The organism is Rhizobium sp. BT04 (assembly GCF_030053135.1).
Lineage (GTDB): Bacteria > Pseudomonadota > Alphaproteobacteria > Rhizobiales > Rhizobiaceae > Rhizobium > Rhizobium binxianense.
Genome location: NZ_CP125652.1, coordinates 1,481,824 through 1,495,552, shown reverse-complemented (window position 1 = coordinate 1,495,552; position 13,729 = coordinate 1,481,824). Strand labels below are relative to the sequence as shown.

At 62.6% G+C, this 13,729-nt stretch carries 11 protein-coding genes and 1 other RNA gene; all 12 read left to right on the top strand.

Annotated features, from left to right (window positions below):
- Positions 1–48: 48 nt before the first annotated feature.
- The 12 genes from QMO82_RS15910 to ftsW all read left to right on the top strand — a co-directional run bounded on the left by QMO82_RS15910 (position 49) and on the right by ftsW (position 13,729).
- Positions 49–1,236 (top strand): FAD-binding oxidoreductase, encoded by a 1,188-nt coding sequence (locus tag QMO82_RS15910; protein WP_183608180.1) that lies wholly within the window; start codon positions 49–51, stop codon positions 1,234–1,236.
- A 10-nt stretch (positions 1,237–1,246) separates the two neighbouring features.
- The gene (locus QMO82_RS15905; RefSeq protein WP_183608181.1) at positions 1,247–2,422 is read left to right on the top strand and encodes an FAD-binding oxidoreductase; all 1,176 of its coding nucleotides are present in this window, start codon (positions 1,247–1,249) and stop codon (positions 2,420–2,422) included.
- A gap of 55 nt (positions 2,423–2,477) precedes the next feature.
- An RNA gene (gene rnpB / locus QMO82_RS15900) (RNase P RNA component class A) lies at positions 2,478–2,875 on the top strand.
- A gap of 428 nt (positions 2,876–3,303) precedes the next feature.
- Positions 3,304–3,741 carry a division/cell wall cluster transcriptional repressor MraZ gene (gene mraZ / locus QMO82_RS15895; protein WP_024320776.1) on the top strand — a complete coding sequence of 146 codons (438 nt, stop codon included), beginning with the start codon at positions 3,304–3,306 and terminating at the stop codon, positions 3,739–3,741.
- 17 nt (positions 3,742–3,758) lie between these two features.
- Positions 3,759–4,784 carry a 16S rRNA (cytosine(1402)-N(4))-methyltransferase RsmH gene (gene rsmH, locus QMO82_RS15890; RefSeq protein WP_183608182.1) on the top strand — a complete coding sequence of 342 codons (1,026 nt, stop codon included), beginning with the start codon at positions 3,759–3,761 and terminating at the stop codon, positions 4,782–4,784.
- Position 4,785: 1 nt separating this feature from the next.
- Positions 4,786–5,316: a hypothetical protein gene (locus QMO82_RS15885; protein WP_183608183.1), complete on the top strand. Its 531-nt coding sequence runs from the start codon at positions 4,786–4,788 to the stop codon at positions 5,314–5,316.
- Positions 5,316–7,073, top strand: coding sequence for a penicillin-binding protein 2 (locus QMO82_RS15880; RefSeq protein ID WP_183608184.1), 1,758 nt, complete (start codon positions 5,316–5,318; stop codon positions 7,071–7,073). Before QMO82_RS15885 ends, QMO82_RS15880 begins: the two co-directional genes overlap by 1 nt.
- Before the next feature lie 6 nt (positions 7,074–7,079).
- A complete protein-coding gene (locus QMO82_RS15875; protein WP_183608185.1) occupies positions 7,080–8,600 on the top strand; it encodes a UDP-N-acetylmuramoyl-L-alanyl-D-glutamate--2,6-diaminopimelate ligase in 1,521 nt (506 codons plus the stop codon).
- Positions 8,597–10,030, top strand: coding sequence for a UDP-N-acetylmuramoylalanyl-D-glutamyl-2,6-diaminopimelate--D-alanyl-D-alanine ligase (locus QMO82_RS15870; protein WP_183608186.1), 1,434 nt, complete (start codon positions 8,597–8,599; stop codon positions 10,028–10,030). Before QMO82_RS15875 ends, QMO82_RS15870 begins: the two co-directional genes overlap by 4 nt.
- Positions 10,031–10,052: 22 nt before the next feature.
- Complete coding sequence (mraY, locus tag QMO82_RS15865; RefSeq protein ID WP_003593357.1) at positions 10,053–11,153, top strand: phospho-N-acetylmuramoyl-pentapeptide-transferase; 1,101 nt, start codon at positions 10,053–10,055, stop codon at positions 11,151–11,153.
- 7 nt (positions 11,154–11,160) lie between these two features.
- Entirely contained in the window at positions 11,161–12,573 is a 1,413-nt protein-coding gene (gene murD, locus QMO82_RS15860) for a UDP-N-acetylmuramoyl-L-alanine--D-glutamate ligase (protein WP_183608187.1), read from the top strand.
- A 1-nt stretch (position 12,574) separates the two neighbouring features.
- Positions 12,575–13,729: a putative lipid II flippase FtsW gene (gene ftsW, locus QMO82_RS15855; RefSeq protein ID WP_097620895.1), complete on the top strand. Its 1,155-nt coding sequence runs from the start codon at positions 12,575–12,577 to the stop codon at positions 13,727–13,729.

The window sequence follows — 13,729 nt, the reverse complement described above, 5'->3', positions numbered from 1 at the left end:
GATATCCCGGCTTGAAACGAGGTGGACCACCTCGCAATGAGGTGGGATATGGCAGTCGATTTCAGGTTCATCGTTATCGGGCGCGGCATGATGGGCGCGGCGGCTGCGCGGCATCTCTCCTCGATGGCCGACGGCATTGCGCTGATCGGCCCGCGCGAGCCGGAGGAGCGCAAGGCCCATGATGGCGTCTTCGCCAGCCATTATGACGAAGCGCGCATCACCCGCACCTTCGACGGCAATCTGGCCTGGGGAACCTTCGCCGCCCGTGCGCTCGACCGTTACCGTGAGATCGAGGCAAGGAGCGGCATTTCCTTTTATTCCGAGGTTGGCTGCCTCTTTGCCGGTCCGACGCCAAAGGATGAGCAGGACTATATCAACCGGGCGCTGACGATCAGCCGGACGCTCGGCAGCGATATCGAGACCATCGTGCCGTCGGAACTTCGCCAACGTTTTTCCTATCTTGCCGTCGATCCTGATTTCACGGGATATTTCGAGCGCAAGCGCGCCGGCCACATCAACCCGCGGGCGCTGGTGCGGGCGCAGGCGTGGCTTGCCGAACTGGGCGGCGTCTCGCTGATCGAGGCAACCGCGACGTCCGTGCGCGACGCGGGTTCGCATGTCGAAGTGACGGCCGGCGGCAGAAGCTACAGCGCCGAGCGCGTACTGGTCGCGGCCGGCGGCTTCAGCAATTTTCATAGCCTGCTGCCGCGTCCCATCGATACCAGGGTGATGGGGCGCACGGTCGTCTTTTACGAAATGGGCGAGCGTGAGATGGCGATCTTCGGCGATATGCCGTCGACCATCGTGCTCGGCGATCGGGAAGAGGACCACATCTATATTCTGCCGCCGGTGCGTTATCCCGACGGCAAGACCTATCTAAAACTCGGCGGCGATACCGAGGCGCTTTCCTTCCAGAAGCTGGAGGATGCCGGCGCGTGGTTCCGTTCCGACGGCAGTGCGGCCGAACGCGATCACCTCTCGCGCATCGCCCTGCAGCTGATGCCGGAGCTTGCCGGCTGCCCGGTTACTTCAGGCCCATGTGTGGCGAATTTCACGCCGACCGGCTACCCCTATGTCGGCTTCACGCAGTCGCCGCGCATCGGCGTGCTCACCGGCGGTAATTTCGTGGCAGCCAAATCTTCCGACGAACTCGGGCGCCTCGGCGCCGTGCTTCTGGCGGAAGGACGGCTCTTGGATGAGGATTTCGGCCGCGCGCTGACGCCGGTCTTCGCTTGAGAGGGATAACATGGCAGTCGATTTCAAATATATCGTCGTCGGCCGCGGGCTGATGGGAGCCGCCGCCGCGCGGCATCTGGCGCGGCAGACCGATGGCGTGGCGGTGATCGGCCCGGATGAGCCTGATGATCGCAAGGCGCATCAGGGCGTCTTCGCCAGCCATTACGACGAGGGGCGCATCACCCGCACCATCGATCCCGACCGCAACTGGGCGCTGCTCGCCAACCGCTCGATCGGCCGTTATGACGAGCTCGCCCGCGACAGCGGCATCGACTTCTACCGCGAGGTTGGCTGCGTCGTCGTCGCGCCGGATGGAAGCGACTATCTCGAAAACACCCGGAAGGCGGCTATTTCGCTCGGCGTCGAAACCAGCCTTCTCGATGAGGCAGGGCTGAAGGCCGCCTTTCCTTTCTTCGCCTTTCCTGACGGCGGCGCCGGCGTCTTCGAGGCGAAGGGGGCCGGGCATATCAGCCCGCGCAAGCTGGTCAAGGCACAGTCGCTGCTGGCCGAAAAGGCGGGTGCGGCGGTTATCCGTGACTATGTCGTCTCAATCGGCAGCGAGGGCGGGTCGGCGGTCGTCAAGACATCGGGAGGTCAGAGCTATCGCGCTGAAAAGGTGCTGCTGGCGGCGGGCGGATTTTCCATTGCGGAGAATCTGTTGCCGCGGCCTGTTGCCATGACGGTTTATGCCCGGACCGTGACGCTGTTCGAGGTCAGCAAGGCCGATGCGGCGCGCCTGGCCGGGATGCCGTCACTGATTTTCAAAACACCTGACATTCATATCTATCTGCTGCCACCGATCCGTTATCCCGACAGCAAATTCTACCTGAAGATCGGCGGCGACCCGGACGATCTGGTCCTCCGCGACGAGGCGGCGATGCGCGCCTGGTTCAAGACCGAGGGGCGCGACAGCGTACGCGCGCATCTCACCCGCATCGTCGAAGGTCTCGTGCCCGACACGGTGCCGCTCTCGATCTCGACGGCGGCCTGCATCGTGTCGGAGACGGAAAGCGGCTACCCGATGATCGGTTATACCTCATCGCCAGAAATCGCCGTGTTGACGGGCTGTGCCGGCACATCCGCCAAGAGCTCGGATGAAATCGGCCGGCTCGGAGCCGAGCTGCTTTTGTCAGGCGGAATCAGCGCGCAGGGCTACTCCACGGATTTCACACCGCAATTTCGCTAAGCCATATCATTTATTTCGATAGCAATTGCCATCTCTCTCGTTTATGGGAGCCCTGCCAGTTGGCTGGGCAGCCGCGCTTTACCAATGCCGAAAGGCGGTAGGGTGAGGAAAGTCCGGGCTCCACGGAAACACGGTGCCGGATAACGTCCGGCGAGGGCGACCTCAGGGAAAGTGCCACAGAAAGCAAACCGCCTGTCATGACAGGTAAGGGTGAAAGGGTGGGGTAAGAGCCCACCGCATCTCCGGCAACGGAAATGGCACGGTAAACCCCACCGGGAGCAAGACCGAATAGGGATGACGCGGCGAGCCGAAAGGCTCTCCGGCTGGTTTCCAGGCCAGTCATCCGGGTGGGTTGCGTGAGGCAGCGTGCGAGCGCTGTCCCAGAGGAATGGCTGCCACGTTCCGGTTCACGCCGGAGCCATACAGAACCCGGCTTACAGGCCAACTGGCGATTAACATTTGTGGCGCGATCAGCCGCCGAATCGCGGGATAATTTCCATATAAGCCGCTGAAACAAAATGTTTTCAAGGAGATGCTGATGCATCCCTTCGGGCGGAAATTCGTTTTTGTGAAAGTGCCGTCGTTACGCCTCGTGCGAGTGGTGATCCTAACCCTTTGTTAAACTTAACGGCTTATAAATTTTTGATCATGCGTCCATTGCAAACTGGGCGTATCCCATTGACGCCCATATGGTCCCATGCTATCCCAAATGTGCACTGCACCGGGGCAATCACCTGCCCGTTCATCGCAAAGCAAAGGCGTCTTCCGCTCCGGAAGCGTCGGAGGGGTTTTTGCTCATCCGGCTTGCGAAGCTGTGCCTGATATCGGGAGTTTCGGGCGACTTTTGGTCCGGATCCCTGCGGGAACGGATGTTTCGTGTGATGAGCCGCTTCCTTTCGAACGCGACCAACAGGATCGATGCCAAGGGCAGGGTTTCCGTGCCTTCGGCATTTCGTTCCGTGCTGGCGCAGCGCAACGTTCAGGAGCTTTATTGCTTTCAGGACTTTGTGTTTCCGGCGATCAGCGTCGGCGGTCCGGATCTTCTCGAAAGATTCGAACGGCAGATTGCAGCGGAGGATCCGTTTTCGCCGGATGCGAACGAGATGTCGCTTCTCATTCATGGGGGCGGGGTCTTCATGAAGCTCGACGCCGAGGGGCGGCTGATGGTCACGGATTTCATTCGCGGCTTTACCGGCATCTCGGACGAAGTGACCTTCGTCGGTCGGGCGGATCATTTTCAGCTCTGGCAGCCGCAGGCTTTTGTGGCCGCGCAGGCGCAGGCACGAGGGGAGCGCAAGCTGGCGGGCAAGCGTTCCTGAAAGAGCGAGGGAACGGAATGGCGGCGAATCCTGGCGGAGGTTCAACTGATGCCGGTGGCGGACCGGTTCGTCACATTCCGGTTCTTCTCGACGAAGTGCTTTCAGCGCTGGCGCCCGCACCCGGCAAGCTCATCCTTGACGGCACATTCGGTGCGGGCGGCTACAGCTCGGCCATCCTCGCGGCCGGCGCCGAGGTGATCGCGCTCGACCGCGACCCCAGCGCGATTGCCGCTGGCCAGGCAATGGTCGCCGCCCATGGCGGCCGTCTCAAGCTCGTTCATTCGCAATTCTCACATCTCGCCGATCATGCGCCGCAAGGGGGACTTGACGGCGTCGTGCTCGATATCGGCGTTTCCTCCATGCAGATCGATGAGGCCGAGCGCGGATTCTCCTTCCAGAAGAACGGGCCGCTCGACATGCGCATGTCGGCGACAGGCGTTTCGGCCGCCGATGTCGTCAATCGTGCCAAGGTCGCCGACCTCATCCGCATCTTTCATTTCCTTGGCGAGGAAAGCCAGTCGCCGCGCATCGCGCATGCGATCGAGAAGCGTCGAGAGGAAAAGCCGTTCGAAACGACGCGCGATCTTGCCGGTCTCATCGAGCTCGTCACCCCGCGCAAGATGAAGGACAAGATCCATCCGGCAACGCGCGTTTTCCAGGCCTTGCGGATTTTCGTCAACGACGAGCTCGGTGAACTCGCGCAGGCGCTGTTTGCGGCGGAAGCGGTGCTGAAGCCGGGCGGCCGGCTCGTCGTCGTCACCTTTCATTCGCTCGAAGACCGCATCGTCAAGAAATTCTTCTCCGACCGTGCCGGCAAGGCGTCGGGGTCGCGGCATCTGCCGGTCGCGCATGAGCGGGCGGCAACGTTTGCGGCTGTGGGCAAGTCGATGGTTTCGGCAAGCGAGGCGGAGGCGGAGATCAATCCGCGCGCCCGCTCCGCCAAGCTGCGCGCCGGTCAGAGAACGGATGCCGCCGCCGAAGCTGCGGATATGTCGCTCTTCGGCTTTCCTAATCTCGCCAGTCTCGGAAAGCTTGGAGGTTGATATGCTGAAAACGTTCGATCTCGTGCTTATCGGCGTTATGACGGCCACCGCCGCCGTCACTTACACGATCAAGCATCGCGCCGAATTGAAGCTCGAGGAGGTTCATCGCCTCGAAGCCGAGATCAAGCTCGAGGAGGACACGATCGACCTTCTCAAGGCCGACTGGGCGCTGCAATCGCAGCCAAACCGTCTGGAACGGCTGGTCAAGGCCTATGATGACGAACTGCAGCTGCAGCCGACGGAATCGACGGCGCTGGTGCATGCCAAGGAATTGCCGATGTTGAAATCCGAGGTTCCCGTGCCCGATGTGACTGAGGCCAAAGCCAACGGTGCGGCCGGGGCGGGCGCCAAGGGTGCGACTGTGGCCAGCGCCAAAGGCGCGACCGAGGCCAGCGCCAAAGGCGCGACCGGCAAGGGGCAGCCCGTTCCGACGCCCGCGCCGCGCGGCGCAGTGGAGCCGCACGGCGCAGTGACGCTCGATGGCGGGGCGGAGGATGAGGCAGACGAGATCGAAACGGGGTCGGTGGAATAATGTCGTTTCTTTCCCGCATCATGGTTTTGAAGAGCCAGGCGCATTTTTCCGCCGGCGTTTATAACCGTTTCGGCGGTCCCTCCGCCGGCCTGGCGATCGAGGGGTCGCGCAAGAAAAAATCGGGGCAGGCAAAAAGCCGCGTCGGCCTGCTGATCCTCGGCTTCATGGGGGTTTACGTCATCATCGGCGGCCGCCTCGTCGAATATGCGATGAAGGATCAGGAAGTCGTCTCCAGCATCCTGCCGCCCGATCGGCTGATGGCCTCGCGCCCCGACATTCTCGACCGCAACGGCGAAGTGCTGGCGACCGACATCCGCACCGTCTCGCTGTTTGCCGAGCCCAACAAGATCGTCGATGCCGACGAGGCGGTCGAGAAGCTTTCAACGGTGCTGCCCGAACTCGATGTGAGGGACACCTATAAGAAGCTTTCGGTCAAGACCTCGCATTTCGCCTGGTTGCGCCGGCAGCTGACGCCGAAGCAGCAGAGCCAGATCCTGGCGCTCGGCATTCCCGGCATCGGCTTCCGGCCGGAGAAGCGCCGCTTCTATCCGGGCGGCTCGACTGCCGCGCACATCCTCGGCTACGTCAATATCGACAACCGCGGCGTCGCCGGAATGGAGAAATATATCGACGATCAGGGACTTGCCGACCTCGCTTCGGTCGGCATGACCAGCGACCAGCCGCTCGAGCCGGTGCGGCTTTCGATTGACCTGCGCGTGCAGAATATCGTCCGGGATGCGGTCGTCAACGCCGTGAACAACTTCCAGTCCAAGGGGGCGGGTGCCGCTGTTATCGACGTGCATACGGGAGAGGTGCTGGCGATGGCGTCGGCGCCGGATTTCGATCCGAACGAGCCGCAGGAAGGCGCCAAGGACGGTTGGCTCAACCGAATGACCAACGGCACGTTCGAAATGGGCTCGACCTTCAAGACCTTTTCACTGGCGATGGCGCTCGACACCGGCAAAGTGAAGATGACCGACAGTTTCGATGCCAGCAAATCGATCTATATCGGCGGCTTCACCATCCACGATTTTCATGGACAGCGCCGCTGGCTGACCGTTCCCGAGATTTTCCAGTATTCTTCGAATATCGGCACGGCGCGCGTCATAGACATCGTCGGCATCGACGCGCAGAAGGACTATCTGACCAAGTTCGGCCTGTTGACGAAGATGCAGACCGAGTTGCCCGAAGTGAAGATGCCGAGCCAGCCGCGCGTCTGGAAGAAGATCAATTCGATCACGATCTCCTTCGGCCATGGTGTCTCGACGACGGCGCTGCAGACAGGGGTGGCGGCGGCCGCTCTCGTCAATGGCGGCAAGCTGATCGAGCCGACATTCCTACCGCGCACGCGCGAACAGGCCGATGAGATCGCCACGCAGGTGATCAAGAAGACGACCAGCGACGAGATCCGCTATCTGCTTGACTTCAACGGGTACAAGGGTTCCGGGCGTGTTGCCCGCGTGCCGGGCTTTGCCGTCGGCAGCAAGACCGGGACGGCCGACAAGGTGGTGAACGGGCGGTATTCGGCGACACTGAACTTCAATTCCTTCATTGCCGCATTCCCCATCAACGATCCCAAATATGCGGTGATCACCTTCTGCGACGAGCCGAAGACCGGCGAAAAGCAATATGGCGGAACGATCTCCGCCGGTACCGCCGGCCCGATTGCCCGTGAGATCATCCGCCGCGCGGCCCCCATTCTCGGCATCGAGCCGAAATTCGGGGAGGGCCGATCGGCCTTGCTGGTGTCTTATTGAGTGTGAATGAATATCGACGCCGATTCGCGAGGGGTGAACCGGCTTCAACAGAGAAAAGTGCGTGCGATGAAATTGCGAGACCTGGCCGGAGATCAGTTTCCGGAACTTGAAGCACAGCTCGAAGGCCCGGCAGGCTTGCTTGATATTTCAGGCCTGTCTTCGGATAGCCGCCATGTGGCGCCGGGTTATGCCTTCGTCGCGGTCGCCGGCACCAAGGCTGATGGCGCGGGCTTCATTGCGGATGCCGCCGGCCGCGGTGCTGCGGTGGCGGTCGCCTCCCAAGCCATCGATGCCTCCATTCCGGTTCTTGCGGTCAAAGAGCCGCGGCGTTTCCTTTCCATCGCCGCTTCGCGCTTCCACGGCAGGCAGCCCGATACGATGGTTGCCGTCACCGGCACGGCGGGCAAAACCTCCGTCGCCTCCTTCGTCCGGCAGATCTGGGCGCATGCGGGGCATGCGGCGGCGATGATCGGCACGACGGGTGTCGTCTCGCCGACGCGCAACGAATATGGCGCGCTGACGACGCCCGATCCGGTGTCGCTGCACAAGCTGCTGGCCGAACTCGCCGACGAAGGTGTCACGCATGCGGCGATGGAGGCCTCCAGCCATGGCCTCGACCAGTGCCGGCTCGATGGCGTCAAGCTTGCGGCCGCCGCCTTCACCAATCTCGGCCGCGATCACATGGATTATCATCCCACGATCGAAGACTATATGGCCGCCAAGATGCGGCTTTTCGATACGCTGTTGCCGAAGGGGTCGCCGGCGGTGATTTTTGCCGACGATCCGTGGTCGGCGCAGGCAATCAAGGCCGCGACCGATGCCGGTCACGACGTCCGCACCGTCGGGCGCAAGGGCGATTACCTCTCCTTGAAACGCGTCGAGCACTTCCGCCACAAGCAGATGGCGGAGATCCATATCGGCGGCGAGATCTTCGAGGTGGATATTCCGCTGGCGGGGGATTTCCAGGTCGCCAACGCCCTTGTTGCGGCAGGGCTTGCGATGTCGACCGGCGTGGCCGCTAGGGTTGCGATGGCCGCACTCGAGAAGCTCGTCGGCGCCTCCGGCCGTCTCGAACTGGTCGGCCATACGAAAGACGGCGCGCTCGCTTATGTCGACTACGCCCACAAGCCGGATGCGCTGGAAAATGTGCTGGGCTCGGTCAGGCCTTTCACGACAGGCCGCGTTATCGTCGTTTTCGGCTGCGGCGGCGACCGCGATCGCGGCAAGCGGCCGATCATGGGCGAAATCGCCTGCCGGCTTGCCGATGTCGTGATCGTCACCGACGACAATCCGCGTTCGGAGGAACCGGCCTCGATCCGCGCCGAGATCATGGCGGCAGCAAGCTGCGCCTCGGAAATTGCCGATCGCGCCGCGGCGATCCGCGAAGCTGTCGGCATGCTGAGATCCGGCGATACGCTGATCGTTGCCGGCAAGGGGCATGAGGAAGGACAGACGATCGGCGGCATCACGCTGCCGTTCTCCGATCATGCGGAGGTGCGCAAGGCCTTGGAGGAACTGAAATCTTGAGCTGGCTCTGGACGACCGAAGACATGATCGCAGCGATGGCGGGGCGCCCCTTCGGCACTCTGCCCGAAGGCATCACCGGCATTTCCATCGACAGCCGCTCGATTGCTCCGGGCGAGGCCTTCTTCGCGATCAAGGGCGACCGTGTCGACGGTCACGACTACGCATCGATGGCGACGGCAAACGGCGCCTCCCTTCTCGTCGTCAGCGAGGCGAGGCTTCCCGCCATGGGCCGCCTGACGGTGCCGATGATCGTCGTCGAAGACGTGCTCGCCGCCCTCGGCCGGCTCGGCCTTGCCTCGCGCGAGCGCTCGCGGGCTCGGATCATTGCGGTGACGGGTTCTGTGGGAAAGACGACCACCAAGGAAATGCTGCGGCATGTATTGTCGCCGTCGGGCAAGGTGCATGCCTCTGTCGCCTCCTTCAACAATCATTGGGGCGTGCCGCTGACGCTGGCGCGCATGCCTGAGGATACGGATTACGGTGTCTTCGAAGTCGGTATGAACCATCCAGGCGAGATCCGGCCGCTGGTGGCGATGATCCGTCCCGACGTCGCCGTCATCACCACGATCGCGCCGGCGCATCTCGGCAATTTCAAGAACATCAAGGAAATCGCCGCCGCCAAGGCGGAGATCTTCGAGGGGCTGGAGCCGGGCGGCCATGTCGTGCTCAATCGCGACAACGACCAGTTCAATTTCCTCGACCGCACGGCGCAGTCGCTCGGCATCGAACATATCCACTCCTTCGGCCAGCATGCCAAGGCCGAATTCCGGCTGGCGGAATTCAACGGCTCGGACGAGAATTCGACGTTGTGGCTGACGATCGGCGGCGAGACGCTGGAGGTCGCGATCGGCGCCCCCGGCCGCCATATCGCCGAGAATGCTCTGGCAGCGCTCGGCGTCGTCAGGATCGTCGGCGCCGACATGGAAAAGGCGATCGACGCGCTTGGGACGCTGAAGCCGGAAAAGGGCAGGGGCAAACGCCACCGGCTTTCGATCGGCAGCGGCAGCTTCACACTGATCGACGAGAGCTACAATGCCAATCCGGCTTCGATGCGCGCGGCGATCGCGCTGCTGGCGGCCTCAGAGCCGACCGGCCGCGGACGCCGTATCGCCGTGCTCGGCGACATGCTGGAGATGGGCGAGTATGCGCAGAAGGTTCATGGCGATCTCGCCGTGCCGCTGCTTGCGGCCGGCATCGAATATGTCTGGCTCGCAGGAGCAGAGATGGCTGCGCTCAAGGAATCGTTGCCGGAAAGCGTCCATGTCGAATATCGCGAAAACACCGGCGAATTGACGGACTATGTATTGAACTCGGTCGTACCAGGCGACGTGTTCATGGTGAAATCGTCTCTGGGCATCGGTTTCGGCAAGATCGTCGCCGCGCTCCTTGACAAGTTCCCACCATTTTCCGACACGCAACGCGAACTTTGATCGGGTAAACAAGGGGCCCTGAATGCTGATCTGGCTTGTCGAACTGTCGGAATATTTCAAATTTCTGAACCTGTTCAGATATATTACCTTCCGCACAGGGGCCGCGCTCTTCACCTCAGCACTGATCGTGTTCCTGTTCGGGCCGACGATCATCAATTCGCTGCGCATCCGGCAGGGCAAGGGCCAGCCGATCCGCGCCGACGGGCCGCAGACGCATTTCAAGAAGGCCGGCACGCCGACCATGGGCGGGCTGATGATCCTCGCGGGCATCGTCGGTGCATCACTGCTCTGGGCCGATCTCTCCAACGTCTATGTCGTGGCCACTCTGCTGGTGACGCTCGGCTTCGGCGCAATCGGCTTCTATGACGATTATCTCAAGGTCACGAAGCAGAGCCATATGGGCTTTTCCGGCAAGGCGCGTCTCGGCATCGAATTCGTCATCGCCGGCATCGCCGTCTATTTCATGATGCGCACCGCCCTTGCCTCGGGCGTTGCCGGCTCGACCTTCGGTTCTTCGATCGCCTTTCCGTTCTTCAAGGACTTCATGATCAATATCGGCATCATGTTCGTCGTCTTCGGCGGCTTCGTCATCGTCGGCGCCGGCAATGCCGTCAATCTGACGGACGGTCTCGACGGACTTGCCATCGTGCCTGTGATGATCGCCGCCGCCTCCTTCGGCGTCATCGCCTATCTCGCCGGCAACGTGGTGTTTGCAAACTACCTGCAGATCAATTTCGTGCCCGGCACCGGCGAACTCGCCGTCGTGCTCGGCGCCGTCATCGGCGCCGGACTCGGCTTTCTCTGGTTCAACGCGCCGCCGGCTGCCATCTTCATGGGCGACACCGGGTCGCTGGCGCTCGGCGGCACGATCGGCACCGTCGCCGTCGCAACCAAGCACGAGATCGTCATGGCGATCATCGGCGGCCTTTTCGTCATGGAGACGCTCTCGGTCATCATCCAGGTCGGCTTCTTCAAGATGACCGGCCGGCGTGTCTTCCTGATGGCGCCGATCCATCATCACTTCGAGAAGAAGGGCTGGACCGAGAGCCAGGTGGTGATCCGCTTCTGGATCATCGCCGTCGGCCTTGCCATGCTCGGCCTGTCGACGCTGAAGCTGCGGTGAGGCGGCGATGATCCCGATCACGACGCTCAAGGACAGGAAGGTCGCGCTCTTCGGCCTCGGCGGCTCCGGCTTGGCCACCGCGCGGGCGCTGGTTTCAGGCGGCGCCGAGGTGACCGCCTGGGACGACAATCCCGACAGCGTCGCCAAGGCTTCCGCCGAAGGCATCAGGACGGAAGACCTGCATCACATCGATTGGGGCCAGCAGGCTCTGTTCGTGCTGTCGCCCGGCGTGCCGCTCACTCATCCGAAGCCGCACTGGACCGTCGATCTCGCGCGCGCCGCCGGCGTCGATATCGTCGGCGACGTCGAGCTCTTCGTGCGCGAGCGCCGCGCCCATGCGCCGGATTGCCCCTTCATCGCCATAACAGGCACCAACGGCAAGTCGACCACGACGGCGTTGATCGCCCATATCCTGAAATCATCAGGCTACGACACGCAGCTCGGCGGCAATATCGGCACGGCGGTGCTGACGCTCGATCCGCCGAAGGCTGAGCGTTACTATGTCGTCGAATGCTCTTCCTACCAGATCGATCTGGCGCCGACGCTGAACCCGTCCGCCGGCATCCTGCTCAACCTGACGCCCGATCATCTCGACCGTCACGGCACGATGCAGCATTATGCCGACGTCAAGGAGCGGCTGGTCGCCGGCAGCGCTGTCGCGATCGTCGGCATCGACGACAGCCATTCGGCGCTGATTGCCGACCGCGTCGAGCGGGCGGGCGTCACGGTGGTTCGCATCTCGCGCCGCAACGTGGTGGCATCAGGCATCTATGCCGAAGGGACCAAACTTGTTCAGGCCGCCGGCGGCGCCATGCTGCCCTTCGCCGATCTCGACGGCATCCAGACGCTGCGCGGCAGCCATAATGCCCAGAACGCCGCAGCCGCCGTTGCCGCCTGCCTCGCTGTCGGGGTTTCCGCCGACGACATCCGCGCCGGCCTTGCCTCGTTTCCCGGCCTCAAACACCGCATGCAGCCGGTCGGACAGCGTGGCCGCGTCGTTTTCGTCAATGATTCCAAAGCAACCAATGCGGATGCCGCAGCACCGGCTCTTTCGAGCTATGATCGCATCTACTGGATTGCCGGCGGCCTGCCGAAATCAGGCGGCATCACGACGCTTGCGCCCTATTTTCCGCGCATCGCCAAGGCCTATCTGATCGGCGAGGCAGCGGCGGAATTTGCAGCGACGCTCGGCGAGGCCGTGCCTTACGAAATCTCGGGCACGCTGGAGCGCGCGGTCGTGCATGCGGCAGCCGACGCCGAGTGCGACGAGAGCGGCTCTTCGGCCGTCATGTTATCACCGGCTTGCGCAAGCTTCGACCAGTATAAGAATTTCGAAGTCAGGGGCGATGCCTTCGTCAGCCACGTGGCGGCCCTTGACGGAATGACGATGCTGATCGGTTCGGCTACAGGAGAGAAATGACATGGTAAGCCGCGCGGAACGTGGGCCTCTGGCCGATTGGTTCTGGACCATCGACCGCTTCTTCCTGGCGATGTTCATCTTCCTGATGGGCATCGGCTTCATGCTGTCGTTTGCTGCGTCTCCAGCCGTTGCCGAGCGCATCGGGCTTGAGCCCTTCCACTTCGTCAAACGCCACGCAGCCTTCATGATCCCTTCGATCACCGTCATGCTCGGGCTGTCGTTCCTGACGCCGCGCCAGGTGCGGCGAACCGCGATCCTGCTTTTGATCATCTCGCTTGCGATGATGGTGCTGGTGCTGTTCGTCGGCCAGGAGGTCAAGGGCGGCAGGCGCTGGATCTGGATCGCCGGCCTTTCCATCCAGCCGTCGGAATTCATGAAGCCCGCCTTCGTCGTGGTCTGCGCCTGGCTGTTTGCCGAACATGCGCGCCAGCCGGAGATTCCCGGCAATCTCTTCGCCATCATCCTCTTTGCCATCGTCGCCGCTCTTCTCGTCGCGCAGCCGGACCTCGGCCAGACCATCTTGACGACGGCCGTCTGGGGCGGGATGTTCTTCATGGCCGGCATGCCGTGGATCTGGATCATGCTGCTCGGCATCGGCGGCGCCGGCGGCCTGCTCAGCGCCTATTACGTCTTCCCGCACGTGGCGCTGCGAATAGACAAGTTCATGACCGGCGAGGGCGACACGTTCCAGATCGACACTGCGCGCGAGGCAATCATCCGCGGCAGCTGGTTCGGCCAGGGACCGGGCGAGGGCATCGTCAAGCGCATTATTCCGGATGCGCATACCGATTTCATCTTCTCGGTCGCGGCCGAGGAGTTCGGCATCGTCTTCTGCATGGCGCTGGTTGCGCTGTTCACCGTGCTGGTGCTGCGTGGCCTCTCGCATGCCTATCGCGAGCGCAACGACTTCAACCGCTTCGCGGTCGCCGGCCTGGTGCTGCAGATGGGCATCCAGTCGATCATCAATATCGGCGTCAACCTCGAATTGCTGCCGGCAAAGGGCATGACGCTGCCGCTGATTTCCTACGGCGGCTCGTCCATGGTGGCGATCTGCGTCACCGCCGGCTTCATTCTGGCGCTGACGCGCCATCGGCCGGAAAAACGTGCGCAGGACCGGAGCCTTTTCCGCGTCCCGCACGGCATGCCGGCGGAGTAA

Bases quoted from the DNA above. Each gene is read 5' to 3' on its own strand.
- QMO82_RS15910 (WP_183608180.1), top strand. From the start codon at position 49: ATGGCAGTCGATTTCAGGTTCATCGTTATCGGGCGCGGCATGATGGGC.
- QMO82_RS15905 (WP_183608181.1), top strand. From the start codon at position 1,247: ATGGCAGTCGATTTCAAATATATCGTCGTCGGCCGCGGGCTGATGGGA.
- mraZ (WP_024320776.1), top strand. From the start codon at position 3,304: ATGAGCCGCTTCCTTTCGAACGCGACCAACAGGATCGATGCCAAGGGC.
- rsmH (WP_183608182.1), top strand. From the start codon at position 3,759: ATGGCGGCGAATCCTGGCGGAGGTTCAACTGATGCCGGTGGCGGACCG.
- QMO82_RS15885 (WP_183608183.1), top strand. From the start codon at position 4,786: ATGCTGAAAACGTTCGATCTCGTGCTTATCGGCGTTATGACGGCCACC.
- QMO82_RS15880 (WP_183608184.1), top strand. From the start codon at position 5,316: ATGTCGTTTCTTTCCCGCATCATGGTTTTGAAGAGCCAGGCGCATTTT.
- QMO82_RS15875 (WP_183608185.1), top strand. From the start codon at position 7,080: ATGAATATCGACGCCGATTCGCGAGGGGTGAACCGGCTTCAACAGAGA.
- mraY (WP_003593357.1), top strand. From the start codon at position 10,053: ATGCTGATCTGGCTTGTCGAACTGTCGGAATATTTCAAATTTCTGAAC.
- murD (WP_183608187.1), top strand. From the start codon at position 11,161: ATGATCCCGATCACGACGCTCAAGGACAGGAAGGTCGCGCTCTTCGGC.
- ftsW (WP_097620895.1), top strand. From the start codon at position 12,575: ATGGTAAGCCGCGCGGAACGTGGGCCTCTGGCCGATTGGTTCTGGACC.